Source organism: Streptomyces sp. NBC_01717, assembly GCF_036248255.1.
Lineage (GTDB): Bacteria > Actinomycetota > Actinomycetes > Streptomycetales > Streptomycetaceae > Streptomyces.
In genome coordinates, this window is the sequence record NZ_CP109178.1 from 8,069,567 (window position 1) to 8,094,187 (window position 24,621).

The 24,621-nt window shown below is 70.6% G+C and carries 17 protein-coding genes; 3 read left to right on the forward strand and 14 right to left on the reverse strand.

Features of this window, described 5'->3' with window-relative positions; all coding sequences use genetic code 11:
• Window positions 1-2: 2 nt before the first annotated feature.
• From OHB49_RS36570 to OHB49_RS36605, 8 genes are all read right to left on the reverse strand, one after another.
• Window positions 3-1,490 carry an MFS transporter gene (locus OHB49_RS36570; RefSeq protein WP_329165178.1) on the reverse strand — a complete coding sequence of 496 codons (1,488 nt, stop codon included), beginning with the start codon at window positions 1,488-1,490 and terminating at the stop codon, window positions 3-5.
• Between the two features lie 325 nt (window positions 1,491-1,815).
• Window positions 1,816-4,686, reverse strand: coding sequence for an NHLP bacteriocin export ABC transporter permease/ATPase subunit (locus OHB49_RS36575; protein ID WP_329165179.1), 2,871 nt, complete (start codon window positions 4,684-4,686; stop codon window positions 1,816-1,818).
• A gap of 1 nt (window position 4,687) precedes the next feature.
• Window positions 4,688-6,967, reverse strand: coding sequence for an NHLP family bacteriocin export ABC transporter peptidase/permease/ATPase subunit (locus OHB49_RS36580; RefSeq protein ID WP_329165181.1), 2,280 nt, complete (start codon window positions 6,965-6,967; stop codon window positions 4,688-4,690).
• Window positions 6,964-7,770 (reverse strand): HlyD family efflux transporter periplasmic adaptor subunit, encoded by an 807-nt coding sequence (locus tag OHB49_RS36585; RefSeq protein ID WP_030977362.1) that lies wholly within the window; start codon window positions 7,768-7,770, stop codon window positions 6,964-6,966. Before OHB49_RS36585 ends, OHB49_RS36580 begins: the two co-directional genes overlap by 4 nt.
• Window positions 7,771-7,843: 73 nt before the next feature.
• Window positions 7,844-8,071 (reverse strand): hypothetical protein, encoded by a 228-nt coding sequence (locus OHB49_RS36590; RefSeq protein ID WP_030977360.1) that lies wholly within the window; start codon window positions 8,069-8,071, stop codon window positions 7,844-7,846.
• A 1,119-nt stretch (window positions 8,072-9,190) separates the two neighbouring features.
• Window positions 9,191-9,889, reverse strand: a complete 699-nt coding sequence (locus OHB49_RS36595) for an HAD family hydrolase (protein ID WP_329165182.1) — start codon at window positions 9,887-9,889, stop codon at window positions 9,191-9,193.
• Window positions 9,890-9,915: 26 nt separating this feature from the next.
• On the reverse strand, window positions 9,916-10,401 hold the full coding sequence (locus OHB49_RS36600) for an Lrp/AsnC family transcriptional regulator (RefSeq protein ID WP_030977355.1): 486 nt from the start codon (window positions 10,399-10,401) through the stop codon (window positions 9,916-9,918).
• 87 nt (window positions 10,402-10,488) lie between these two features.
• Complete coding sequence (locus OHB49_RS36605) at window positions 10,489-11,922, reverse strand: APC family permease (RefSeq protein WP_329165183.1); 1,434 nt, start codon at window positions 11,920-11,922, stop codon at window positions 10,489-10,491.
• A 761-nt stretch (window positions 11,923-12,683) separates the two neighbouring features.
• Here OHB49_RS36605 and OHB49_RS36610 point away from each other — a divergent pair.
• The gene (locus tag OHB49_RS36610) at window positions 12,684-14,198 is read left to right on the forward strand and encodes an FUSC family protein (protein WP_329165184.1); all 1,515 of its coding nucleotides are present in this window, start codon (window positions 12,684-12,686) and stop codon (window positions 14,196-14,198) included.
• A 134-nt stretch (window positions 14,199-14,332) separates the two neighbouring features.
• The gene (locus OHB49_RS36615; RefSeq protein WP_329165186.1) at window positions 14,333-15,400 is read left to right on the forward strand and encodes a lactonase family protein; all 1,068 of its coding nucleotides are present in this window, start codon (window positions 14,333-14,335) and stop codon (window positions 15,398-15,400) included.
• 125 nt (window positions 15,401-15,525) lie between these two features.
• Here OHB49_RS36615 and OHB49_RS36620 read toward each other — a convergent pair whose 3' ends face one another.
• The 4 genes from OHB49_RS36620 to OHB49_RS36635 form a co-directional block, all read right to left on the reverse strand.
• Window positions 15,526-16,449 carry a sirohydrochlorin chelatase gene (locus tag OHB49_RS36620; RefSeq protein ID WP_329165187.1) on the reverse strand — a complete coding sequence of 308 codons (924 nt, stop codon included), beginning with the start codon at window positions 16,447-16,449 and terminating at the stop codon, window positions 15,526-15,528.
• Window positions 16,450-16,568: 119 nt separating this feature from the next.
• The gene (locus OHB49_RS36625; RefSeq protein WP_329165188.1) at window positions 16,569-17,600 is read right to left on the reverse strand and encodes an N-acetylglucosamine kinase; all 1,032 of its coding nucleotides are present in this window, start codon (window positions 17,598-17,600) and stop codon (window positions 16,569-16,571) included.
• Window positions 17,597-18,274 (reverse strand): uracil-DNA glycosylase, encoded by a 678-nt coding sequence (locus OHB49_RS36630; protein ID WP_329165189.1) that lies wholly within the window; start codon window positions 18,272-18,274, stop codon window positions 17,597-17,599. The genes OHB49_RS36625 and OHB49_RS36630 overlap by 4 nt, the downstream gene beginning before the upstream one ends.
• 34 nt (window positions 18,275-18,308) lie before the next feature.
• Window positions 18,309-19,397 carry a WD40/YVTN/BNR-like repeat-containing protein gene (locus OHB49_RS36635; RefSeq protein ID WP_030975798.1) on the reverse strand — a complete coding sequence of 363 codons (1,089 nt, stop codon included), beginning with the start codon at window positions 19,395-19,397 and terminating at the stop codon, window positions 18,309-18,311.
• Between the two features lie 239 nt (window positions 19,398-19,636).
• On the opposite strand from OHB49_RS36635, the gene OHB49_RS36640 reads away from it, so the two are divergent.
• A complete protein-coding gene (locus tag OHB49_RS36640) occupies window positions 19,637-20,353 on the forward strand; it encodes a cupin domain-containing protein (protein WP_030975799.1) in 717 nt (238 codons plus the stop codon).
• A 102-nt stretch (window positions 20,354-20,455) separates the two neighbouring features.
• Here OHB49_RS36640 and OHB49_RS36645 read toward each other — a convergent pair whose 3' ends face one another.
• Complete coding sequence (locus OHB49_RS36645; RefSeq protein WP_329166755.1) at window positions 20,456-23,110, reverse strand: SpoIIE family protein phosphatase; 2,655 nt, start codon at window positions 23,108-23,110, stop codon at window positions 20,456-20,458.
• Between the two features lie 390 nt (window positions 23,111-23,500).
• Window positions 23,501-24,559, reverse strand: coding sequence for a LacI family DNA-binding transcriptional regulator (locus OHB49_RS36650; RefSeq protein WP_313935976.1), 1,059 nt, complete (start codon window positions 24,557-24,559; stop codon window positions 23,501-23,503).
• Window positions 24,560-24,621 lie beyond the last annotated feature (62 nt).

Below are 24,621 nucleotides of genomic sequence, written 5' to 3' on the forward strand. Positions count from 1 at the left end.
GATCACGGTGCCTTGCCGACCGGTTCCTCGCTCGGCCGGTTTCCTCCGGTGGTGACGCCCGTCGCCCGGTGCCGGCCGAGTGAGGCGATCACCGACAGTGCGGAGATCACGGTCATGACCAGCAGGGCCAGCCGGTATCCGGTGACCAGCTGCGCGACTCCGTGCGAGGAGACGTCGGCGATCGTACCGGCGAAGACGTACTGTCGCAGGCCGGCCGGCAGCGGACTGGTCACGAGCGACATGGCCAGCGCCGTGCTCACCACGACACCGGTGTTCTGCACCATCAGGCGCATCGCGTTGACGATTCCGATGCGCCGGGACGAAACCCCGTCCAGCAGGGCCGTGGTGTTGGCCGGCATGAACATTCCCGATCCGGCACCGATGAGGACCAGTCCGCAGGCGATCGGCGGGTAGCCGGTGTCCGCCGACATGTTCAGCAGCAGGAAGAGCAGGCCCGCGGTGCCGGTGGAGGTCCCCAGCAGTGCGATGGTGCGCGGCGCCAGTCTCGCGTGCAGCATCCCCGAACACGCCGAGGCGATCATTGCGGCCACCGACAGCGGCAGCACTTTCAACCCGGCCGACACCGGGGACTCGCCGTGCACTGCCTGATAGAACAAGGCGATCAGCAGCACCACCGCCATCCGCGCCACCGAGTTGAGGAACGAGGTGAGCAGGCCGAGCGCGAAGGGCGGGTCCCGGAACAACGTCACGTCCATGACCGGGTGCGGACTTCGTAGCTCGATCATCACGAACAGCGGTACCAGCACGGCGCATACGGCCAGGCAGGCAACGACCACGGGATCGGTCCAGCCGTTCTCACCGACCTGGGACAAGCCGAACAGCAGGCTTCCGAGGCTGATCAGCACGAGCAGATTGCCCGGCGCGTCGATGCCGCTGTCGCGCGCCCGACCGCCCACCTTGCGCAGCGCGACCGCACCCCAGGCCAGACACAGCAGCCCGATCGGCACGTTGTACCAGAACACCCACTGCCAGCCGAACCGGTCCGTCAGAAAGCCACCGAGGGTCGGTCCCACCAGCTGGGCGACGGAGAACGAAGCGATGTAGACGCCCATGCCCCGCCCCAGCTGACGTTGCGGGAACGCGTCGGCGAGCAGGGCCGCACTGTTGGTCAGCAGCATCGCACCACCGGCGGCCTGTACCGCCCGCAGGCCGATCAGGTACCACACGCCGGGCGCGAAGCCCAGGAGCAGACTGGCCCCGGTGTACGTGGCCAGACCGAGCAGATACATGGTGCGGCGCCCGAACATGTCAGCCAGCCGGCCGAACGCGACCATCAGCCCCGTATTGGTCAGCATGAACGACAGCAGGATCCAGTTCGCAGCTGTGGCGCTCGCATCGAAATGTCGCACCACCTGCGGTAATGCGACATTCAGTGAGCTACTGCCCAGCGCCGTCAAGATGCTCGCCAGACTGACGACCGACAACGCGCGCCAGGCGTAACGCAGTTGTACCTCCTCGGGTCCGGACATGGGCGCTCCTCCCAGGATGCGAATTGTAAATCAGAATACTAGAACTCGATTCTGTTCTGGGTGTCCTGAAGGAACCGGGCGCGAAGCGGGTCCGGTTCCTGGCGGGTCGTGCGCACCGTGATGTCCGCCGACCCGGGGACGGTGGGCGGGGCGACGGCGTGGCGGGAGGGCGGGATCTCGCGTGACGGACATCGAGATGCCGGACGTGGGGTTTCCGGGGCTGCGGCGAAGAGCCTCGGAAACCCTGGGCCGTGCCGGACAGATCCCGCCGGGCGTCGCGCGCCGGGCGCGAGCTGCCGGAAACGGCCCGGCGTGAAGGAGCCGTTCAGCGCATCTGACGCCGGACCAGCTCGTGGAGCCGACCATTGGTGTCCGCGAGAAGTTCGGCGGGCGGTCCCTGCTGGACGACACGGCCGTCCGACATGACGATCACCCGGTCGGCGTCCAGGACCGTGGAGAGCCGATGGGCGATCACGATGCGCGTGGCGTTGAGCGAGCGGGTGCTTTCGATCACGATGCGCTGTGTCTCGTTGTCGAGCGCACTGGTGGCCTCGTCGAAGAACAGGATGCGCGGACGCCGCACCAGGGCCTGGGCGATCATCAGGCGCTGGCGCTGGCCGCCGGAGATGGAGCCGCCACCGGCGATCATGGTGTGCAGACCCATCGGCATGCGCTTGATGTCCTCGGCCAGACCCGCCATCGCGGCGGCTTCCCACGCCTCTTCCTGGGTGAAGACCTCGGCGCCGCAGATGCAGTCCAGGATCGATCCGGTGAAGGGCTGGGCGTTCTGCAGGACGACCCCGCAGCTGCGGCGCACGGCCGCCTGGTCGAGGGAGGCCAGGTCCTGGCCGTCGTAGAGCACACTGCCCGACACCGGCCTGTCGAAGCCGATGAGCAGCCTCAGCAGCGTCGACTTGCCGCAGCCGCTGGGGCCGACGATCGCCACGAACTCGCCGGGGCGCACCTGCAGAGACACATCGTCGAGGACCAGGGGACCGTCGTCGGTGTATCGGAAGGAGAGATTGCGCGCCTCGATCTCCCCGGACAGGACGCCCGGCTGGGTGCTGGCGCCGCGCACCTCGGGGGCCTCGTCGAGCACCGGCTTGATCTGCTCGAACATGGGCAGCGCCGCCGCCGCGGAGACGAACGCACCCGTGAGCTGGGTGATGGACGTCAGCAGCATGGTCACGGCCGTGTTGAAGGTCAGGAACGCGCCGGCCGACATCGACCCGCGAGCCGGGCCCGCCAGCAGAACGAACATGGCCAGCGAACACAGCGGCAGATACACCGCGTTGAGGACGGTCGTCAGATTCTTGATCCGGCCCGCGCGCTGCTGCAGTTCGCGGCTTCGGGCGAACTCCCCGGCCCACGCCGCGTACGCGAAGCTCTCCGCCGCGGCGACCCGCAGTTTGGGCAGCCCGCGCAGTGTCTGGAACGCCTGGTTGTTGAGCTTGTTGCTGAGCTCGACCAGCCGGCGCTGCCACCGCAGCTCCCACAGCCCCATGGTGAGGAACACCGCGGCTATGACGATCAGCATCGCGATCGCCGTGAACGCCAGCGGGACGCTGAAACAGAACAGGAGGACGAGGTTCATCGCCCCGACCGTGCCCGCCTGCACGGCGATCGGACCGATGCCGGACAGCACCCGGCGGATGGCGCTGATGCCCATCGCCGCGCTCGCCAGCTCACCCGTGGACCGTTCGGTGAAGAACTTGGTCGGCAGACGCAACAACCGGTCCCACACGGCAGGTTGGAGCGTGCTCTCGATGCGCCCTTCCATGCGCAGGATGGTGAGGTTCTGCATCAGCATGAAGACGGCCGAGACGATGCTCGTGACGATGACGGCCAGCGAGACCTGCACGATGAGGCTGTTCTCGGCGTTGGGTACGTAGACGCCGAGCACCTGTCCCGTCGCGATCGGCACCAGCGCGCCGAGGGCGACCGTCACGACCCCCGCCAGCGCCAGGTTGCGCACGTCGGGCCGGGTACCGCGCAGACTGAACCGCAGCAGCTGCCACTTGCCCATGGGCCGCTCCGGCAGCGGACGGTAGAACATGACCGCACGCTGTTCGAACTCTTCCGCATTGGCCGCGTCGACGCGGGTGCGCCGGCCGGTCACCGGGTTCACCGCGTCGTACCCGCCGCGGCGCCACAGCAGGGCCACCGGCGCTCCGCTCGCGGCCCGGTGCCCCACCAGGGGCCCGGTGTTCTCCCGCCACCAGCGGCGGTCGAGCCGGACCGGGCGCGTACGGATCCGCGAGCCGACCGCGACACGCTCGACCGGATCGATCCGGTCGCTCACCACACCGCTCTTCGACGGCTCCGAGAGCGTGATCCCGGCCGCCTCGGCCACGAGCCGGCAAGCGGCGTACGTCGCGTCGTCGCTCGCGCCCGCCGCACGCGACGAGGTCCTCCGGGAACGCCCGATGGAGGAGAGCAGCGTCCGGTCGGCCTCGTCGCGGACGGCTTCGCCCGCCTTGATGCCGGCTGCCGTGCGGTCCTCGTGCGCGAGCTCCAGCCGTTCGATCCAACGGTCCAGCGCGGACAGCAGCCGGTACTGCTGGCTCACCATGGCCTGCCACATCGCGCCGTCGATGAGCAGGTCGCCTGCCGCCTCCGCGCTGTACGCGGCGCCGTACTGCATGCTGCCGGGGGAGACCGGCAGCCACAGGATGTCGTCGTCGGCCACCGTCTCGTCGACGGTGGTCCGGCCGTCCAGCGGTGCTTCGAACAGCACCCGTCGACTGCGCCCGACGCCGAGTGCCACGGCGTGTTCCAGCAGGCTCAGAGCCGTGTCCCCGGTGTCGTACCAGCTGCGGTACTGACCGTCGTACGCCGCGGCATCCGCGTACTCCGGCCGGTACAGCTCACGCAGCGGGATGCGGCGCAGCACGCACTCCTGCAGGGGCCTGCCGATCAGTGTGTGCCGCGGTCCCTCGACGGGGCCCAGCAACAGCGTCCCGGGTTCCAGCCGGCCGAGGAAGTGCCAGTGGCCCTGTTCCGCCGCGTCGACCGCGAACAGGTCCAGGGCACCGCCCACGACGAGCCACAGAACCTGCGGTCCCTCCAGCGAAAGCCTGCGCAGGCCATGGCAGTCGACCTGTTCGCCGAGGCCTCCCAGGGCGCCGATGACCGCGTCGTGCTCTGCGGGGGACGGGTGCGATCCCGCGCCCTCGAGATGGTGAACAGATGTCACCTCAGTGCTCCTTGACCAGCTCGGCGTACGGACCTCCGGCAGCAACCAGGTCCTCGTGCCGGCCCCGTTCCACGACTGAGCCGTGGTCGAGGACCACGATCTCGTCGCTGTCGCGCACCGTGCTCAGCCGGTGCGCGATCACGACACAGGCGCAGCCGCGCCGCCGCAGATTGTCGATGATGATCTGCTCGGTCTCCGCGTCCAGGGCGCTGGTCACCTCGTCGAGAACGAGGATGCTCGGCCGGCGGACAAGCGCCCGGGCGATCTCCAGACGCTGCCGTTGCCCGCCGGAGAAGTTCCGGCCGTCCTGCTCCACCCGGCTGTGAATCCCGCCGGGGCGCCGGGCGACGACCTCGTACAGGGCGGCGTCCTCCAGTGCGGCGACGACGGCGTCGTCCGGGACCGACGGGTCCCACAGCGCCACGTTGTCGCGCACGGTGCCCTCGAAGAGGAAGATGTCCTGGTCGACGAAGGAGACCGAGGCGGCCAGCGCACTGCGGGAAATGTCCTCCAGACGTTGCCCGTCCACCCGGATCGTGCCCTCCCAGGGGCTGTAGAGCCCCGAGATCAGCCGGGAGACCGTCGACTTGCCGCTGCCGGATCCACCGACCAGCGCCACCTGCTGCCCCGGACCGACGGACAGCGAGAAGCCGGTGAGCAGCGGCTTGTCGAGCGGGCTGTAGCCGAAGGTGATCTCTTCCAGCGTCACATGGCCCTTGAGCCTGCGTGTGCTCGCAGCCGGTTCGGGGCGGGAGTACAGCGAGTCCACCGGGAAGTTCTCGACGTCCTTGAGACGGGCCACATCGGCAGCGAAGTCCTGCACCCGGCCCGCCACCGAGTTGAGCCGTGCGACCGGAGCCGTGAAACGGGTCACCAGCGCCTGGAACGCGACGAGCAGACCGATCGAGATGTGGCCGTCGACGGCCCGCAGCCCTCCGATCCACAGAATCAGGGCGCTGTTGAGGGTCGCGAGCGCGGGGGCGACAACACCCAGCCAGGCGCTCGGCACACCGAGGCGCTGCTGCTCCTCCAGCGTGGTCGCGTGCTGCCCCGCCCAGCGGCGGAAGTATCCGTTCTCGCCGCCGGTGGCCTTCATCGTCTCGATCAGCTGCAGCCCGGTGTACGACGTGTTGGTCAGCCTGGCGCTGTCGGCCCGCAGCTTCTGGGCACCGGTGGCCCGCAGGCGCACGACGATGCGCATCGCCACCACATTGAGCAGCGCCAGCCCCACGCCGATGACCGTCAACTGCGGGTCGTAGATCCACAGCAGGGCCGCGTAGAGCAGGACGACGACTCCGTCCACGCCTACGGCCGTGAGGTCGCGGGCCAGGGTCTCGGCCACGACATCGTTGGACTGCAGTCGCTGGACGAGATCGGCGGGGCTGCGCTGGGAGAAGAAGGTGACCGGCAGTCTGAGCAGATGCCGGAAGAATCGGGCACTGCTGAGCGTGGAGGAGATGATGCGACCGCGCAGCAGGTTCGCCTGCTGCAGCCAGGTCAGCACGACGGTGAGCGCCACCATGGTGCCCATGGCCGCGAACAGGACGCTCAGCAACGAGGTCTGTTCGCCGATCAGGAACATGTCGATGTAGGCGCGGCTCAGTGCAGGCAGCGTCGCGCCGACGGCCACGAGCAGCAGGCTCGCGAGCAGAGCGGCCAGCATCGTGCCCGAGGTGCCGCGCAGCCGCGCCGGCAGGGCGCCCATGATCCCGGGCTTCCTGCCACCGCGGCGGAACCCGTCGCCGGGCTCGAGGACCAGGACGACGCCGGTGAAGCTGGTGTCGAAATCCTCGGCCGTCACGAAACGGCGGCCCTTGTCCGGGTCGTTGATGTGCACGCCTCGCCGTCCGAAGCGGCGGCCCATGCCGTCGTACACGACGTAGTGATTGAACTCCCAGAAGAGGATGGCCGGTGCCTGGACCTCGGCGAGGGCCGCCGGTTCCATCTGCATGCCCTTGGCCTGCAGCCCGTAACTGCGGGCCGCCTTCAGGACATTGCTGGCCCGCGATCCGTCGCGCGAGACTCCGCAGGCGATGCGCAGCTCCTCCAGCGGCACATGACGGCCGTAATGACCGAGCACCATGGCCAGCGAGGCGGCGCCGCACTCCAGTGCCTCCATCTGGAGAACGGTGGGGCTGCGTACGGTCTTGGCCTTCTTGCCCTTCGGTACCGGCCGCGGCCCCGAACGTCGCCTGCTGCCCGCTGCGTTGTCCGGCCGGTGCCGGCCGCGGCCGGGAGGAGGGAGCTGCGGCGCGGTGGGAGAGGTGTGCGGAGCGGTCACGGGAGCAGCCAATCGATCGGACGCTGGTCGGCCAGGTGGATGGCGCCGGTGGCCAGGGTCATGGAGTCGATCGTGTACGGAGGACCCTGGGCCGACGACCACCGGTAGCCGGACTCCGTGGCGGACGACCGGTCGAGCCGCACCAGGACCGCCACCGGCCTGCCGTGCTGCGAGAACTGTTGGCCCAGCTGTCCGTCGCCGAGAAAGCCACTGATCTGCCGGGGTGTCTGTGAATTCCTGCCGACCGCGGCCACCCGGCCGCGCACCACTCCGTACTTCTGGGACGGCACCGACTGGGCGGTCAGATCGACGGAGGCGCCCACCGCAATGCCCGGCCCGCTGTCGCCCGGTACATAGAGCATCACCATCAGGGGATCGTCGGCGCCACGGGTCCGCTCCACACTCGCTACGTCCGCACCCGTGGTGACCACCGCTCCGATCGAGGCCGTCAGGGCGGTCACCCGTCCTGCGGCGATCGTGCGGACGACCCGGTCGCCCTGTTCGGTACGGACCTTGAGCAGCGGCGCGTCGGCGGGCAGGGTCTCGCCTTCCTTGGCGAGTACGGCGGTGACCTGGCCCGCAACGGGGCTCTGCAGGATGTAACTGCCCTGTGCGTGAGTGAAGATGCCGGGCGCCCGGAGTGTGGACGAGACGGTTCCGGTCACCGCCCAGAAGCCGGCGGCGGCCATGACGAGCACGGTGATGCCGAGGGCGAGCCGGCCCTGCGGGCGCGCGAAACGTACCGGCAGGTCGAGTTCCTCCGGCGACTGCAGCTTGGAAAGGGCCTGTTGGCGGAACTGCACGGAACTCTTCCCTTGCTGTCAGGTGTGAGCAGTGAGCCCCGGAACCATGAGGTTCCGGGGCTCACGGACCGTCTCAGAGACCGGCGATGAGGCCGGTGGCCAGGCCGGTGACGGCACCGGTGTTCACGCCGGTGGTCGAGGTGGCGAGGCCGGTGACCGAGCCCACGACGCCGGAGACCGGGGCCACGGAGTCGACGGTGCCCGTGACGTTGCCGAGCAGGCCGCCGACGAGACCGCCGGACACGTTGTCGAGGTCGTTGTCGGAAATCTCGAGGGTCTCGACCTGGGGGGTGTGGTTCATGATGAAGGCTGCCTTTCAGCTTGGTAATTCATAGCGGTAACCCCTTGGTGTGGCCGCCGCATTGGCCAGGATCAAAGCACGTTGACGCCGTGCGCAGCTAATCGGACCGGCGTTGATCAGGGGTTCTTCACGCAATGAATTAGCGCTGCGTGCAGATGTGTTCATGAGTCGGCGGCGGCTTCTTCACAAGCTTCACCATCTGAATTCTCTTTGTCTGAAAGTCCATTTACTTCAACTGGGACACTCGTGTTCAAACCCCCCTGCGACTGGTCCGGACCAGGGTGTCCAGGCGGGTGGGGGTGACCGGTCTGGGCATGAGGTGTGCAGGTTTACGGAAGGTGAGCTGAGAGGCGAAACCAGCAGGTAGGAGCGCTGCTTCGGAGACGTCCCGATGGATGCGGGGTGGTACGTGCACACACGGAGAGCCCTCGACCGACTCGGGAGCCGGGCTTGCCCTTGACGTGCGGGTGAGGGTTTGGCGTCCCCGAGCCCTTCGACCGTCCGGTCCGAACGGGCCCCGATCGCTCAGGCCCGAGCGGGCCCCGATGGCGAGGAGTTCGCCCATGACTGCCGCATCACCCGTAGCGTCCCTGCCCCGCACGTCGCGAGAAGTCCGCCTGCTCGTCTTTCCGGACGGTCTGCTCCGACCGGAGCATTTCCGGGGACGTCCGGACACCTCTGCCGTAGCCGGGCGAGGACGAAGTGATGGGCCGTAACCGGTATTTCCTGGTGTTTCCCGGACTCCGTACGGTGGTCGGCGGCGGGGTGGAAGGCGCCCCGTTCCCCGGCGCGCAGCCCGGGGACCCGCTGTTCGGGATGGCCGTCGGTGAGGTGGTGACGGCCGCCGCGCTTCCAGGAGGACGACCACGAGATGCTGACCGACCCGGTCTTCTGCGGACTGCCCGTGCCCGGCACCGACTCCATGGTCGTCGACTGCGCCACCGGTGAGCCGTTGCCTCTCGGGGAACCCGGCGAGATCGTCGTCCGCGGCCCGTCCGTCCCCACCCCAGCGCGCTCACCGCCGATGCCCTGCACGAGTGGGCGGCCGCGGCGATGGCGGCGTACAGGGCCCCTGGATCGAGCTCCTCGACAGCTTCTCGATGACCGCCACCGGAAAGATCAAGAAGGCCGAGCTCCGACCAGCCAGTCGTACGCGGCCTGCGCCGTGAACTCGCTCTGCCCACCGCGGAAGAGCAGCTCCGCCGCCGTGAACGCAGGATCGGCGGCCGTCGACGCCACATAGGGGACCGCGATGCAGCGCATGCCCGCCGCATGCGCTGCCGCCGCTCCTGGCGCAGCGTCCTCCAGCACCACACAGTCGCCGGGCGCGGCGCCCAGCCGCCGGGCGGCCTCCAGGAACACATCCGGCTCCGGCTTCCCGTGCGCCACCTCGTCGGCGGAGACGTACGCCGTGAGGTACGCGGCGAGTCCCGTGCCCGCGAGCACGGCCTCGATCGCCGCCCGGGACGAACCCGACGCCACGGCCATGGTGATCCCCTCCTGATGCAACCGTTCGACGAACTTCCGCATCTCGGGGAACACTTCGGTCGAAGAGCGCGCCAGTTCCAGATAGACGGCGTCCTGGGCCGCCAGCAGTTCGTCGACGGGCGCCTCGATTCCGTACTCGACCCGCAGCGCCGTCAGTGTCTCGCGGGTGCTGATGCCGATGAATTGGGTGTGGTGCTGCCAGGTGAAGCCGGGTGCGCCGTACCGGGCGAGGACCCGGCGCCCCGCTTCGTAGTAGTTCGGCTCGCTGTCCACGAGAGTGCCGTCGAGATCGAAGACGACCGAGGGGGCTGAGGGGCACCAAGTACTCATGGCACCCAGCATGGCAAGCCCGGTGATCAGCCCGTCGGTCCGGCCGCGGTCCGGCCCACCGATTCGACCAGTGGCAGCAGCCGGTGCGGCACCCGCTCGCGCAGGGCCACCTCGGTACGGGTCCTGACCACACCGGGCAACTGGATCAGCTGCTGGATCACATCCTCCAAGTGCCCGTTGTCACGGGCCACGACCCGGGTCAGCAGGTCCCCGCCGCCGGTGGTCGAGAAGGCCTCGACGATCTCCGGGACGGCGGCGAGGGCTTCGCCCACCTCGTCCAGATGCCCCTGGGTGACCTCCAGATGGACGAAGGCGAGCACCGGGTGGCCGAGCGCGGCGGGGGAGAGGACCGGACCCGTGCCGGTGATCACGCCGTTGCGCTCCAGCCGGTCGATCCGGGCCTGGAGGGTGCCCCGGGCGATGGAGAGGATCCGCGCGTACTCGCGCACGCTGGTCCGCGGCTGCTCGATGAGCAGCCGCAGGATGCGGGTGTCCAGTGCGTCCACCGCCATGGTCCGATGGCCCCTTCCCGGTCGGTCGGTACGGGCTCCGACTGTACCCATGGCGCACCGTCACACCATCCGGTCGTACCGCTCGCTTCAGAGGCGGGCGTTCTCGGGGAGCGCGTCCTCGGGGAGGGTGACCAGCCAGCGGGTGTCCTTGCGGGGGCGGAGGTAGAACGCCCAGTAGAGGGTGGCCGCTGCCATGATCCCACCGGTCCACAGCAGGTACTGGGCCTCCTGCTGGCTGAGGATGTAGACGAGTACGGCGATCAGCACCACCGGCATCGCCGGCCAGAGCGGCATGCGCCAGGCGGGAAGGTCCTTGTGGGAGGCGCGGCGGGCTGCCAGCGCGGCGACCGCGACCAGCAGGTACATGCCCGTCACGGAGACGCCGGTCACGCCGTACAGGGTGTCGAGGTTGACGAAGCACAGCGCCGCGCCCGGGACCCCCACCACCAGCGTGGCGACCCACGGCGAACCGAAGCGGCCGAGGCGGGCGAGGGCGTTGTTGACCGGCTCGGGCCACGCCTTGTCACGGGCCGAAGCGAACAGCACCCGGGAGTTCTGGATGACCATGACGATGCCCGCGTTGATGATCGCGAGTGCGACGCACAGGCTCACGAACGTACCGACCGCCGAGTTGCTCCACGTGGTGACCATCCGGCCGATGTCGCCCGAGGTGAGCGCCGCGAGGTCGGGCGCACCCATGGTGATCGCCACCACGGGGACGAGGATGACGGCGGTCGAGATGGCGAGGGTGGCGAGGACTGTACGGGAGACGTTGCGCCGCGGGTCCTCCAGCTCCTCGGAGAGATAGACGGCGGTGGAGAAGCCCTGCGTGATGAAGAGCGCGATGGCCAGACCTGAGACCACCAGCATCGCGGTGACCGGGCGGGACGTCCCGCCGTCGCTCGCGACCACACCATGCACCAGGCTGCCGGCGCCGCGCTCGGTGTGGGCGAAGCCGAGCACCGCCACCACGGCCGCCGCGATCACTTCGAGCACCAGGAAGACGCCGGTGATCCAGGCGTTGGCACGCAGGTCCAGCAGACCGGCCAGGGTGGCGAGCACCATCACCCCGGCGCCGGCGGCCTCCGCCGGTACATGGACCAGGGGAGCGAGGTAGTCCGCCGTACCCATGGCGATGACCGGCGGCACGATCATCACGACCAGCAGCGACAGCACGAACACCAGCCAGCCGGCGAGCCGGCCGGTCAGGGTGGTGACCATGGCGTACTCGCCGCCCGCGCTGGGGATCAGCGTGCCCAGCTCCGAGTAGCAGAACGCCACGGCGATACAGAGCAGCGAGCCGATCGCGATGGTGAGCGCGGTGGCGGTCCCGAGGTCGCCGAACAGGTCGGGCACGACGACGAAGAGCGTGGAGGCGGGCGTCACGCAGGACAGGGTGAGCAGGGTTCCGCCGACGACGCCGATGGAACGCTTGAGGGCGCGCGGGCCGTCCTGGCCGCCGGGATCGGTTGCCACCGGTGCGGCGCCGGAGGTGACGGGCTGGCTGAGCATGTCGGTCATGGAGCGGTTCCGATCGACTGGGTGTGACGGGTGACGGCGGGAGCGCTATCGCCTCCGTGGCTTGCTGCGATGTTGGTTTCGTCTGCTCCCGGCGCGTTATCGAAACCTGTGGGATCCGTCACGTCAACCGTCGATTACCTTCGGAATTCGTCGCGTTCTGGCTTCTTGCTGGCGGTATTCGTAGAAGGAGGCCTTATTGACGCGGTATTGATGACTGGCGAAATCGGCGCCACTTTCCCGCTTGTGACCTTCGAATGTGAGGCTCTTTGGTGTGGATGCCTGTGATGCGCAGGGCGTGGAGGTGGGGGTGATCAGTGGATCGGTCGCGACGGGAATCGCAGAGTGTCACCGGTCACGTTGCGCGGTTTTTGCCTTGGGGGGGCGGGCGGAGTGGGGCCCGTTCGACGGCATCGGCCCGGACCGTGTGCAGCAGGCTTGCCGCCGTGACCGGTACGGCGGTCTTCGCGGGCCGCTCGGTCTTCGCGGGCCGCTCGCCGCATCGGTCGCGGCGGAAGGCCGGGCCTGCCGCCCGGCAGCATCCGAGACCGCGCCTGGGCGAGGTGCGTGGGACGGTTCGGCCCGGCATCGTCCATTGGTGTTCCTATGGCACACCAAAAGGGTGCTGGGCTATGCCAATGGCACAGGCAGATCGCCATGAGTTGAGCCGGATGAGGTTCAGGTGCTGTCATGAACCCAGTCGATGGCGCTGCGGATCCCGCGGCGCCTTTTTCATGCCAGGACACAGTGGGGAGAGCCAAGCGGTGCTGAAGCGGATGTTGGTGGCTCCGGACCCGGGACGGCTGCGCCTGCGCAACGCGACCCGGGCCGTCTTCGGGATCGGCCTCGCCGTGGCCTTCTCGGGCCTCGCCTCGCACTCGCTCCCCGCGGCGGTCGCCGGCGGCCTGGCCGCACTCCTCGCACTCTTCACGGTGACAGACGCCAGGGTCAGGGACCAGGCGCTCACCACCTCGCTGCTGCCCCTCGTCGGTTTTCCGGTGCTGGCGCTGGCGACGGCGCTGCACGACCATCCGCTCGCGCGCGATCTGGCGTTCCTCGCCGTCGTGTGTGCCGGGGTGTACGCGCGCCGCTGGGGGCCGCGCGGTCATGCCCTCGGGATCTTCGCGTTCATGGCGTTCTTCATGGCGCAGTTCCTGCACGCCGTACCGGGTCAGCTGCCCGAGCTGTACACCGCCGTCGCGCTCTCCCTCGTCACCTCGTCGACCGTCCGCTTCGGTCTCTGGTGCTACGAAAGGCGACTGCCGGTGTCTGTCGTACCCGCGCTTCACGGCGGCAGCGGTCTGGCCCGCACGACCACGCGTCAGGCGATTCAGGCGACCGCTGCCGCTGCCTTCGCACTGGGCGTCGGACAGCTTCTCTCCGCGGACCGCTGGTACTGGGCCGTCGGCACCGTCTGGTGGATCTTCGTGAACACCGCCTCGCGGGGCGAGACGCTGGTCCGCGGCTTCCGCCGGGTCCTCGGCACGGTGGTCGGTATCGCCGTCGGGCTGCTGGTCGCCGTCCCGCTGCACGGGGACACGGCTCTCACCGCCGCCCTCGTCGCCGTCTGCGTCTTCGGGATCTTCTACACCGCCGCTGTCTCCTACAGCTGGATGGTCTTCTTCGTGACCGTGATGGCGGGCCTGCTCTACGGGCTGCTCGGTGTACTGAACCCCGGACTCCTCGTCCTGCGGCTCACGGAGACCGGGGCGGGAGCTCTCGGGGCGGCGCTCGCCGTCGTCCTCGTGCTGCCCGTCACCCTCCATGCGACCACCGATGCCTGGATCCAGCGGGCGCTGCACTGCGTGCACGCGTGTACCGCCGAGGCCGCCGCGCGCCTCGCCGGCTCCCCGACCGCCGACCCCGCCCCGCGCGTGAGCGAACTGGAGGCGCTGCTCGGCCGGGTCCGGCTCTCGCTCGCCCCGCTCGTGCACCCCCTCAACCCGCTGCGGGCCCGCAAGGCGCGCGCCCGGCAGGTCCTCGTACTGCTCGACCTCTGCGCACGTGAGGTGCGCGGCCTCGCCGCGGTGGCCGCCGACCCGGACGCCTCGCACGACGCCCGGCTCGACGCGGCCTGCCGCCGGGTCGAGTCCGCCGTGCTGGCTCTGGCGCAGCCCCGCCCGGTCCGTACGGAACTGCTTGCCGCGCCCGCGCACGCGCCGCACCACCACCCCGGTGCGGAGGCCGCGCTCACGCATCTGCACGCCCTGGAGGGGGCCCTCGCGGAGCTGGCCGCACCCCTGCACACCTCGCCGCGGTCCCCGCTCGTCCCCGCCTGACCTGCGGCTCCGCGGAGGCGGTCGACGACGCCACGGCCCTGGTCTAGACCGCAGGGGGCGCACTGCTACCGTCGCCCCGGAAGATCGTGACGGCCCGGACCGTCGCGATCAGTCGGCGGAGAGGGGCAGCAGCGGTGAACAGCAACGGTGCCGGACGGGCATTCATCGGGTCGTTCACGTCGGCGGGCGGGCGGGGAGTCACCGTCGCCGCCGTGGACCGGGAGACCGGGGCGCTGACCGTCCTCGGCGCGACGGGCGCCGTCCCCGATCCCTCGTATCTCGTCCTGGGCCCCGGCCCCGGATCCGGCTCGACCGCCCTCTACGCGGTGAGTGAGACCGAGACCGGTGCGGCCGCCGCGCTCGACATCACCGGCGATGTGCCGCAGCCCCTCGGTGAGATACGGCCCGTGGAGGGCGACGGCCCCACACATCTGGCAATCGCCGGCGGGCATCTGATCACCGCCAACTACGGCTCCGGCAGCGTCACCGCCCTCCCGGTGCGTGCGGACGGATCGCTGGGCGCCGCCGCTTCCGTGCTCCAGCACGAGGGCAGCGGTCCGCGCACCGACCGCCAGCACGCCCCGCACGCCCACCAGGTTCAGCCCGACCCGTCGGGGAACTGGGTGCTGAGCGTGGACCTCGGGACCGACTCCATACGGATCTGCGCCCTCGACCCGAGCAGCGGGACGCTGCGGCTGCACGGCGAGACCGCGCTGCGGCCGGGCACCGGACCGCGGCATCTGGCCTTCCACCCCGCGGGCACGCACGCCTACGTCCTGAACGAGCTCGAACCGACCGTCACCGTCTGCCGCTGGGACCCGGCCACCGGAGCCCTCGAACCGCTCGCCGAGACGGCCGTCGTGCCCGAGGACGTGGTCGCCGACCCCGAGGCCGTCGTCTACCCGTCCGGGGTGGTCGTCTCGCACGACGGACGGTTCCTCTGGGCCGCCAACCGGGGGCACGACAGCATCGCGGTCCTCGCTCTCGACGAATCGGGCGAGAAGGCGACCCTGGTCACGAACGTGGGCTGCGGTGGCCACTGGCCGCGCGACCTGGCCCTCGACCCCACCGGCCAGTGGCTGTACGCGGCCAATGAGCGGGCCGGAAACGTCAGCTGGTTCGCCGTGGACGCGACGACCGGCATCCCGCGCCACAGGGGCTCCCTGACGGCTCCAGCGGCCTCCTGCGTCGTCTTCGGCTGAACGCGGACGGATCGCCCGGCCGAGCAGCGCGCAGCACACGTCACAGAGCGCGCGTCCACACAGCACACAGCGGGGCCCGTACCGGTCGAATCGTCCGGTACGGGCCCCGCTCTGTGCCGGCCAGGTCAGAGGGCCTGGGCTCCCTGCGGCGTTCCAGGAGTGATGCCCAGCGCCGTCATGTACATCGACAGCACGAGCTTGCCGATCGCCGGGTACGCACCGAGCGGCTCGGCCGTCGCGCAGCCCGCCTCCTTCGCGGCGGCGTCCAGCAGCCCCTCCGCGATCTCGGGACCCACCAGGTACGGCGCCAGGGCCAGCTGCACCGAACCGGAGCCCGTCAGCTGCTCGGCGATCGACGCGACCGAACCCTCTACATCGAGGGCCGCGGCCATCACCGGCACCGCGAGCCGGGCAGCCAGCAGCATGCCGGTGATCCCGGCGGCCTGCACGCCCTCCTCGCCACCCACGGTGGCCAGCACGATGCCGTCGGCGGCCGTGGCCACGGTGAACAGCCTGGCGCGGTCGGCGCGGGCCAGACCGGCCTCGGAGAGGCGTACGTGCAGCGCCTCGGCGAGCAGCGGGTGCGGACCGAGCACATCGGTCAGCTCGACCTGCGCGCGGCTGTCCATGACGGCTTGGCGTATCCGCCGGATCAGGGCACTGTCCGGACCCGCGAGCAGCGGCACCACGACGGCGGCCGGACCCTCGGGCTCGGCGACCTCACGTCCCGCGGCCTTCGCCTGCTCGAAGCGCGCGATGCGCTCGGCGGCTGTGTTCGCGAGCACGGAGGTGAGCGTGGGGTATTCGGCGTCGTCGCCGTCGAGATAACCGATCCGCGCATTGAGACCGGGCAGCTCGGACCGGGCGATGCTGATGACCTCTTCGGCCAGGCTTCGGGTGGCCGAAGAAGGGGTACCGGGAACGGCAAGAACGAGCGCGGCAGCGCCCTCAGGTGCGACCACGGGCTCCGGGCGGCGGTGCCGTCCGGACTGGCGAGGTCGCGGCATTCGTACAGGCAGGCCGGAAGCGGGCCCAGTGGGGGTGCTCATGGCGCCGCATGCTACTGGTTTTGGGTGCCCCGCTGTTCGGGGAGGGCCCAGTCGGGCGTTATCTGTCCGCTTTTATCCGATGAATGGCTTACCGGCCAACTGCCCTGCTCTGTCGGTCCCTACAGTCCCTTCTGTCCGGGCCCGTATGCGGGTACGCACAGCATCGTCGGGTGCAGCGGCAGCCGCAGATCACCGGTGGCCAGCGCCTCGGCGATGCGTAGCGAACCGGTCAGCGGATCACCCGAACCGGGGACCGTCCGCGCCTGCGGCAGTTGCCGGGCGAGCTCCTCGCGCAGCGGAACGAGGAGCGGGTCGCCCATCCGGAACAAGCCACCCGTCAGGGCCACTTCGCACCGCTCGTCGTCCGCCCCGCGCCGCGGGCACACCGCCGCGGCCGCCTCCGCGATATGTCCGGCGGCGTCCCGCAGGATGCCGGCTGCGACCGGATCGTCCCCGGCGCACGCGGCGACCTCGGGGGCGAACGAAGCCAGCAGGGCGGGCCGGTCGGTACGCGGATAGAGCACGCCGGGCAGGTCCGCCGCCGGACCGAACACCGCCTCCAGCCGGGCCAGCAGTGCGACCGATCCGCCGCGCCGCCCGTCGTGCGCACGCATGGCGGCATCGAGGCCGGCCCGGCCGATCCAGGCGCCGCCACCGCTGTCGCCCAGCAGGTGACCCCAGCCGTCCGCCCGGCGCCAGTTCGTCAGATCCGTGCCCAGCGCGATCATGCCGGTGCCGCCGGCGACCACCGCCCCCGGCCGCTGTCCGACCGCTCCGGCGTACGCGGTCACCGCATCGGCGGCCAGCGCCAGCAGTCGTACCCCGAGCGCGCTCTCCAGGGCCGCCGGAAGCTCGGCGCGCAGCTCGCCGCCCAGCGTCGCCATGCCGGCGGCGCCGATCGCCACGGCGGCGACGGGGGCGCCCTCGGCGGCCCGCTCCTGCTCACCGGCCTGGGCGAGCAGCTCCCGGGTGGTGGGAAGCAGCTGTTCCAGCAGATGTCCGGCATCGATCCCGGCCGGTCCGGTGCGCACCGGACCGGCCGGGATCGCGGTGGCCACCGGCTTCTCGGCCCCGACCACGCCGAGCGCCACGCGCAACCCCGAACCGCCCGAGTCCACCCCGAGGACGTACGGCCCCGCGGCGGCCGTCACGGCAGCCGCCAGTCGACCGGTTGCGCTCCCTGGCGCTCCAGCAGTTCATTGGCCCGGCTGAACGGCCGCGAGCCGAAGAACCCGCGGTCCGCGGACATGGGGGAGGGGTGCGAGGACTCGATCGCCGGGAAGTCGCCCAGCAATGGCCGCAGATTCCGCGCGTCACGCCCCCACAGGATGGACACCAGTGGTGTGTCCCGCGCCACCAGCGCCCGGATCGCCTGCTCGGTCACTTCCTCCCAGCCCTTGCCGCGATGCGCCGCAGGCCGCCGTGGTGCCGTGGTCAGTGCCCTGTTGAGCAGCAGCACCCCCTGCCGGGTCCAGGGCGTCAGATCGCCGTTGGACGGTCGGGGCAGTCCCAGATCCGTGTGCAGCTCCCGGTAGATGTTCTCCAGGCTGCCCGGCAGCGGCCGCACATCGGGTGCCACCGAGAAGCTCAGCCCCACCGCATGCCCCGGCGTCGGGTAGGGGTCCTGACCGACGATCAGGACTCGCACCTCGTCGAAGGGCTGCTGGAACGCCCGCAGTACATTCGGCCCCGAGGGCAGGTAGGTACGCCCCGCGGCGATCTCCGCGCGCAGGAAGTCGCCCATCGCGGCGACGCGTTCGGCCACGGGTTCCAGGGCCTGAGCCCATCCCGGCTCGATGATCTCTTTCAACGGTCTTGCTGCCACGGGCCGCACTCTACTGCTCATACGACCGGACCGATCAACCGCCGATGGCCGCCGCCCGAACGCAGAGAACGTCCGGCAGATGCGAGGCGAGCTGTTCCCAGCTGTCCCCGTCGTCGCTGCTCGCGTACACCTCGCCGTTGCGGTTGCCGAAGTAGATCCCGGCCGGGTCGGCGTCGTCCGTGCAGAGCGCGTCACGCAGCACCGTGCCGTAGTGCGTCTCCTCGGGAAGTCCGGCGGACAGCGGCTCCCAGCTGCTGCCGGCGTCGCTCGTGCGGAACACCCGGCAGCGGTGCTCGGCCGGGACGCGGTCGGCGTCGGCATTGATCGGGAAGATGTACGCCGTCCGCGCCCGGTGCGGGTGGGCCGCAGCGGCGAAGCCGAAGTCGGACGGCAGCCCCTCGCCGATGTCCGTCCAGCTGTCCCCGGAGTCGTCGCTGCGGAACACACCCCAGTGGTTCTGCAGATAGAGCCGGTCCGGATCGACCGCGTCCCGGGCGACCTTGTGGACGCACTGGCCGAACTCCGGGTTCGGATCAGGCAGGAAGACCGCCGACACCCCCTTGTTCGACGGGGCCCAGCTCGCACCGCCGTCCTTGGTGCGGAACACCCCGGCCGTGGAGACCGCGACCGTCACGTCCCGCGCATCCCTCGGATCGGTCAGGATCGTGTGGAGCCCCTCGCCGCCCCCGCCGGGCACCCACTTCGAACGCGTCGGATGTTCCCACAGCGGGCGGACCAGCTCGAAGGACTCCCCACGGTCCTCCGAGCGGAAGAGTGCGGCCGGCTCCGTCCCCGCGTACACGACGTCGGGCGCCTCGGCCCCCGCCGGGTGCAGCTGCCAGACCCGCTCCAGGGAGGCGCCGGTGAACGACGGGAATTTCACCGCCGGTTGCTGCGGCTCGACCCATGTCGCGCCCAGGTCGTCGGAGTGGAACACCGACGGCCCCCAGTGCGCACTGTCCCCTCCGACCAGCAGCCGGGGCACCGGACCGCGGGTGTCGATGGCGATCGAGTAGATCGCCTGCGCATTGAAGTGCGGAGCTCCGAACTCCCAGGCGCCACCGCGCCTTCGGCCGATGAAAAGTCCCTTACGGGTTCCCACAGTGAGCAGTACGTCGGTCATGACCGACCCCTTCCGAAACGCCTTTGTCGCGGACACGGGCCAGTCTGCACCCGGCCACTGACAGTGGTGTGCAGAGACGATGTCTGTGCAGGTCGGACGGGGGTGGCGGGCGAGGGGCGGGCCCCGGCAGGGGAGACGCGGCCGCACCCGCACGGGCCGTCTTGACCACCGTCCGGAGCGGGCCGTAGCGTGCGGCAGAAAGCGCTTGCACAGTCGTCGATCCGGACTCAGGAGCACCCGTGGTGACCTTCGAAGGACTGCCCGGCGCCGTGGCCGTCTCCCACCTCCGGGTCTACGACTGGCCCACCGAGGACGGACTGCGCGGTGGTACGCCCCACCTCCACCTCACCTGTTCCGAGGGGTATGTGGTGGTCGGCGGCGCCGGCTCCGTGCAGACCCTCACCGCGTCCGGCTTCCGGCAGACGGCCCTGGCCGCCGGGTCCCTGGTGTGGTTCACCCCCGGCACGATCCACCGCCTTGTCAACGACGACGCCCTGCGTATCGTCGTCCTCATGCAGAACAGCGGACTGCCCGAAGCCGGGGACGCCGTTCTCACCCTGCCGCCCCGGTACCTGACGGACACCGACACCTACCGCGCGGCGGCCGCACTCCCCGCCGACGCGGCAGAGCCGGAACAGGAACGCGCCGCCCGCGCCCGCCGCGATCTGGCCGTCGAGGGCTTTCTCGCGCTGCGCCGCGCCACCGAGGCCGGCGACCCCGAGCCGCTCGCCGCCTTCCACCGGGCGGCCGCCGCGCTCGTGAAGCATCGGACGGACGACTGGCGGGCGCGCTGGGAACAGGGCGCCGCCGCAGCATCCCGGGCAACCGGTGAACAGTTGGACTCCCTGGCGCAGGGGGACGGTGGCCATCTCGCGCGAGCCCGTGTGCACGCCGAACAGCCGTCGGCGTACGGGAAGTTCGGGATGTGCGGCCGGCTCGACGTCTACGGCGGCTGATCCCACCGAAGGCGGCGGCTCGGGCCGTGCTCACCGGGTGCGACCCGCGGCTGGTGGGCGCTCTGCCGTGCTCCATGGCCTCCGGTGCTCCTGGTGGTGCGCTCAGAGCCCCAAGGCGTCGCCGGCCCACTCGGACGCCGGCGTTCCACCCGCGCCCGGCGTCCGTTCGGACCAGATGACCTTGCCCTCGGCGGTGTAGCGGGTGCCCCAGCGTTCGGCGAACTGGGCGACGAGATAGAGGCCGCGGCCGCCCTCGTCCGTCGTCGACGCATAGCGCAGATGCGGTGCGGTGCTCCCGGAGTCGGACACCTCGCAGATCAGCGAGTGGTTGTGCAGCATCCGGACGCGGATGGGGGCGCCGCCGTAGCGGATGGCGTTGGTGACCAGCTCACTGAGGATCAGCTCGGTGGCGAAGATCTCCTCCTCCAGACCCCGGTCGCTGAGCCACCGGGACACTTCCTTGCGGACCCCGGCGACGGCCGACGGGTCGGGCTCGATGTCCCATTCGCCGATACGGGAGGGGGCGAGGGTGCGCGTAGCGGCCACCAGGACGGCGGCGTCGTCACCCGGAGGGGTGGGCAGGAGCGCACTGATCAGGTCGTCGCAGGTCTCCTCCGGAGTCCGGTGCCGTCCGGCCAGCGTGTCGCGCAACGTGTCGAGCCCGGTATCGAAATCCCGCTCGCGCGACTCGACGAGACCGTCGGTGTAGAGCACCAGACGGGTCCCCTCCGGAAGTGGCAACTCCACTGCCTCGAAGGGCAGTCCGCCGATGCCCAGAGGCAGGCCGGCGGGGACGTCGGGGAACCGCACCGTGCCGTCGGGCAGCACCAGGACGGGACCGGGATGGCCGGCCCGGGCAGCGGAGCAGGTGCCGGCCACCGGGTCGTACACGGCGTACAGGCAGGTTGCCCCCGTGACCTCCGCGCGGTCGCCGTCGGCGGGCTCCTCCTGGTCGATGCGCGCCACCAGTTCGTCGACGCGCGCGAGGAGTTCGTCGGCCGGCAGGTCCAGCGTCGAGAAATTGTGGACCGCGGTGCGCAGGCGGCCCATCGTCGCGGCGGCGTGCAGACCGTGTCCGACGACGTCACCGACGACCAGGGCGACGCGCGCACCGGGCAGCGGAATGACGTCGAACCAGTCGCCGCCCACCCCCGCCTGAGCCGGCAGATAGCGGTAGGCGACGTCGAGAGCGTCCTGCTCGGGCAGGCCGCGGGGCAGCAGGCTGCGCTGCAGCGTCACCGCCATCTCGTGCTCGCGGGTGTAGCGGCGGGCGTTGTCGACACAGACGGCTGCCCGGGCGACCAGTTCCTCGGCGAACGTCAGATCGTCCTCGTCGAAGGGTTCAGGATTCTCCGCGCGCCAGAAGTTCGCCATGCCCAGGACCGCGCCGCGGGCGTGCAGCGGAACGGAGAGCAGGGAGTGGACACCGTAGGCGAGGATTCTCGCCGCCTGGTCGGGGTCGGGCCCCTGCCAGCGCGGCTCGGCGGACAGGTCCGGCACCAGCATAGTGTGACCACTGATCAGGCCCAGGGCCGGCGGGCTGGTGGGAACGAACCCGATGATCCTTCCGATCGGATAGAAGGGGTGGTCGCCGCGCACGCCCGCCGCAGCCGTACGCCGCAGGTCCAGCACGGTGCCGAGCGGCACCGACGGCTCCTCACCGTGCAGCACGGACTCGGCGAGGTCGACCGTGGCGAAGTCGGCGAAACGGGGGACCACCACTTCTGCCAGCTCCTCCGCGGTCCGGGTCACATCCAGGGTCGTCCCGATGCGCGCACCGGCCGCGTGGAGCAGAAGCAGCCGCCCCCGTACCTCTGCCGCCCGGCCGGCAAGGGCGGCCAGTTCCGTCGTGTCCCGCAGGGTCGCGACCGTCCCGGCAGGTCCGCCGTGTTCGTCGGTGGGCCGCAGATTGACGGCCAGCAGCCGGTCGCCCGCCACGCTCACCTCGTCGGAGGCGACACGGCCGCAGGCGAGGAGTTCCGCGAGGGGAGGAGGCAGGCCGACGTCCGTCATCGGACGCCCCTCGGCGTCCGCAGGAAGGCGCAGCAGCCGCCGGGCCTCGTCGTTGGCCAGCACCAGCCGTCCGTCGCCGTCGATGATGAGCACCCCTTCGCGTACGGAGTGCAGCACCGCGTCGTGATGCTCGTACAGGCGCGTCATCTCGGCGGGGCCGAGGCCGCGCGTCTGCCGCCGCAGACGTCGGCTGACCAGCGCCGCTCCGCCGGAGGTGAGAGCAAGTGCGGTCACCGCGGAGCCGGCCAGCACCGGAAGTTCGCGGTCGGCCATCTTGGTCACGTTCGTGACCGTGATGCCCACGGACACCAGGCCGGCGGTCGAGCCGTCGGCCCTCGGTACGGGCACCACCGAGTTCACGGCCGGCCCCCGGCTCCCCGGGAAGGTTCGGGTGAAGCCGTGCCCGAGAACCGCCTCCTTGTACGGGCCGAGGATGTGCTTGCCGATCAGCGCGCGATCGGGGTGGGTGTAGCGGATGCCGCGTGTGCTGGACACGACGACGTACTCGACGTGTGTGCTCTTCCGGACTTCTTCGGTGAGCGGCTCCAGCGCGGCGGTGGGATCGGGGCCGTCCAGCGCCGCCACGATGCCCGGGGAGTGGGCGAACGTGACGGCGACGGCGTTCGAACGGCTTCGGGCTTCCTGAATGGCGGCGTGCCGGCCCTGCCACACGAGCGAGAATGCGGCCACGGCGACGAGCAGCACCACGATCGCCAGCTCCAGCAGCAGCACCTGCCCGGCCACGGAGCGCACGCCGAGCAAGGTGTGGGCGTGCCCAGGGCGCGATGATCGAAGCTTTGCCGCATATCTGCCAAAGCCGCCCATAGCTCATTTTTATCAGCTATGTCCATACGAGAATTCGAAGGAATAATCGCTTGCACGGGCAACAGTCTCGGTACCCCCGGGGGTGGGGCCGTCACCGTGCCCCTCTGGCGGATCGTGGCCCCTGCTCGTCCCTGTCCTCGTCGGAGACGCCGGTCCGCAGGCTGCCCGCCCGTGGCCTGCTCGGCTGGTGCCTCACCGCTGCCACGGAGGCCGCCGTCGGCATCGCCCGCGACCTGCTGCTCGCCCCCGGACGATCGATCACCTCTGCAGTGAAACTGTCGAGGGTCCGGCCGCAGGCCGGACGAGACGTCAGAGGCGGGGGGCCGCCGTGCTGCTGCGCACCACCAGGTTGGTCGCGAGGTCGACCCGAGTGGTCGCGGGCTGCTGGCCCCGGCTGAGGTCGAGGACCAGCCGGGCCGCGGTCTCGGCCATCTCGATGAGCGGCTGGCGCACCGTGGTGAGCGGCGGCCCGATCCACCGGGTGAGGGGCAGATCGTCGAAGCCGACGACGCTGAGGTCCTCCGGGATGCGCAGGCCCAGCTCGCGAGCGGCCTCGTAGACGCCGAGCGCCTGCAGGTCGTTGCCGGCGAAGATGGCGGTGGGCGGCTCGGGCAGCCGCAGGAGTTCCAGCCCCGCGGTGTAGCCGTCCTCGTGCGAGAACTCGCCCTCCCGGACCAGATCGGGATCGATGGGCAGCCCCGCGGTCTCCATGGCGGCCCGGTAGCCGTCGACCCGGGCTCGGCTGCACATCATCCGGGACGGGCCGCTGACGACACCGATCCGCCGGTGTCCGAGGCCGGTCAGATGGCGCGTGGCGGCAAGCCCGCCCTGCCAGTTGGTCGTTCCGACCGACGGCACGTCGTCACCCGGGTCGCCCGCCGGATCGACCACCGCGAAGGGGATGTTTCGGCTGGTCAGCTGGGCGCGCTGGGCCGCGGTCAGGTCCGAGAGCACCAGGATCACACCCACCGGCCGACGGGCCAGCACGCCGTCCACCCAGGTCTGGCCCGGTGTCAGCCGGCCGGCGCTCTCGGAGAGCACCAGGCTCAGCCCTTCCTCCCGGGCGACGTTCTCGACGCCCCGGACGACCTCCATGGCCCAGCCGCTGTCGAGCTCGTGGAAGACCAGATCGATCAGCTGCGACTGTGCGGTGGAACCCCGCCTGCGCCGGTAGCCGTGGAGCAGCAGCAACTCCTCCACCCTGGTGCGCGTACCGGGGGCGACGTCGGCTCGGCCGTTCAGCACTTTCGAAACTGTCGGTGCCGAGACCCCGGCCGCGCGAGCGATCTCCGCCAGCGTGGCGGTGCTCTGCGACGGCACGTCGGCAGACGCCTTCTCCTGTGGTGACTGGACCTTTGCAGGGCTCATGCGGGAATCGTAGCTTCATGTCACTCGGATCGGGGAAGGGGCCAGTGTTCGGAAAATCCTTC

Coding starts and splice junctions, on each gene's coding strand:
- OHB49_RS36570 (WP_329165178.1), bottom strand. CDS start 1,490: ATGTCCGGACCCGAGGAGGTACAACTGCGTTACGCCTGGCGCGCGTTG.
- OHB49_RS36590 (WP_030977360.1), bottom strand. CDS start 8,071: ATGAACCACACCCCCCAGGTCGAGACCCTCGAGATTTCCGACAACGAC.
- OHB49_RS36595 (WP_329165182.1), bottom strand. CDS start 9,889: ATGAGTACTTGGTGCCCCTCAGCCCCCTCGGTCGTCTTCGATCTCGAC.
- OHB49_RS36600 (WP_030977355.1), bottom strand. CDS start 10,401: ATGGCGGTGGACGCACTGGACACCCGCATCCTGCGGCTGCTCATCGAG.
- OHB49_RS36605 (WP_329165183.1), bottom strand. CDS start 11,922: ATGACCGACATGCTCAGCCAGCCCGTCACCTCCGGCGCCGCACCGGTG.
- OHB49_RS36620 (WP_329165187.1), bottom strand. CDS start 16,449: ATGAGCACCCCCACTGGGCCCGCTTCCGGCCTGCCTGTACGAATGCCG.
- OHB49_RS36635 (WP_030975798.1), bottom strand. CDS start 19,397: ATGACCGACGTACTGCTCACTGTGGGAACCCGTAAGGGACTTTTCATC.
- OHB49_RS36650 (WP_313935976.1), bottom strand. CDS start 24,559: ATGAGCCCTGCAAAGGTCCAGTCACCACAGGAGAAGGCGTCTGCCGAC.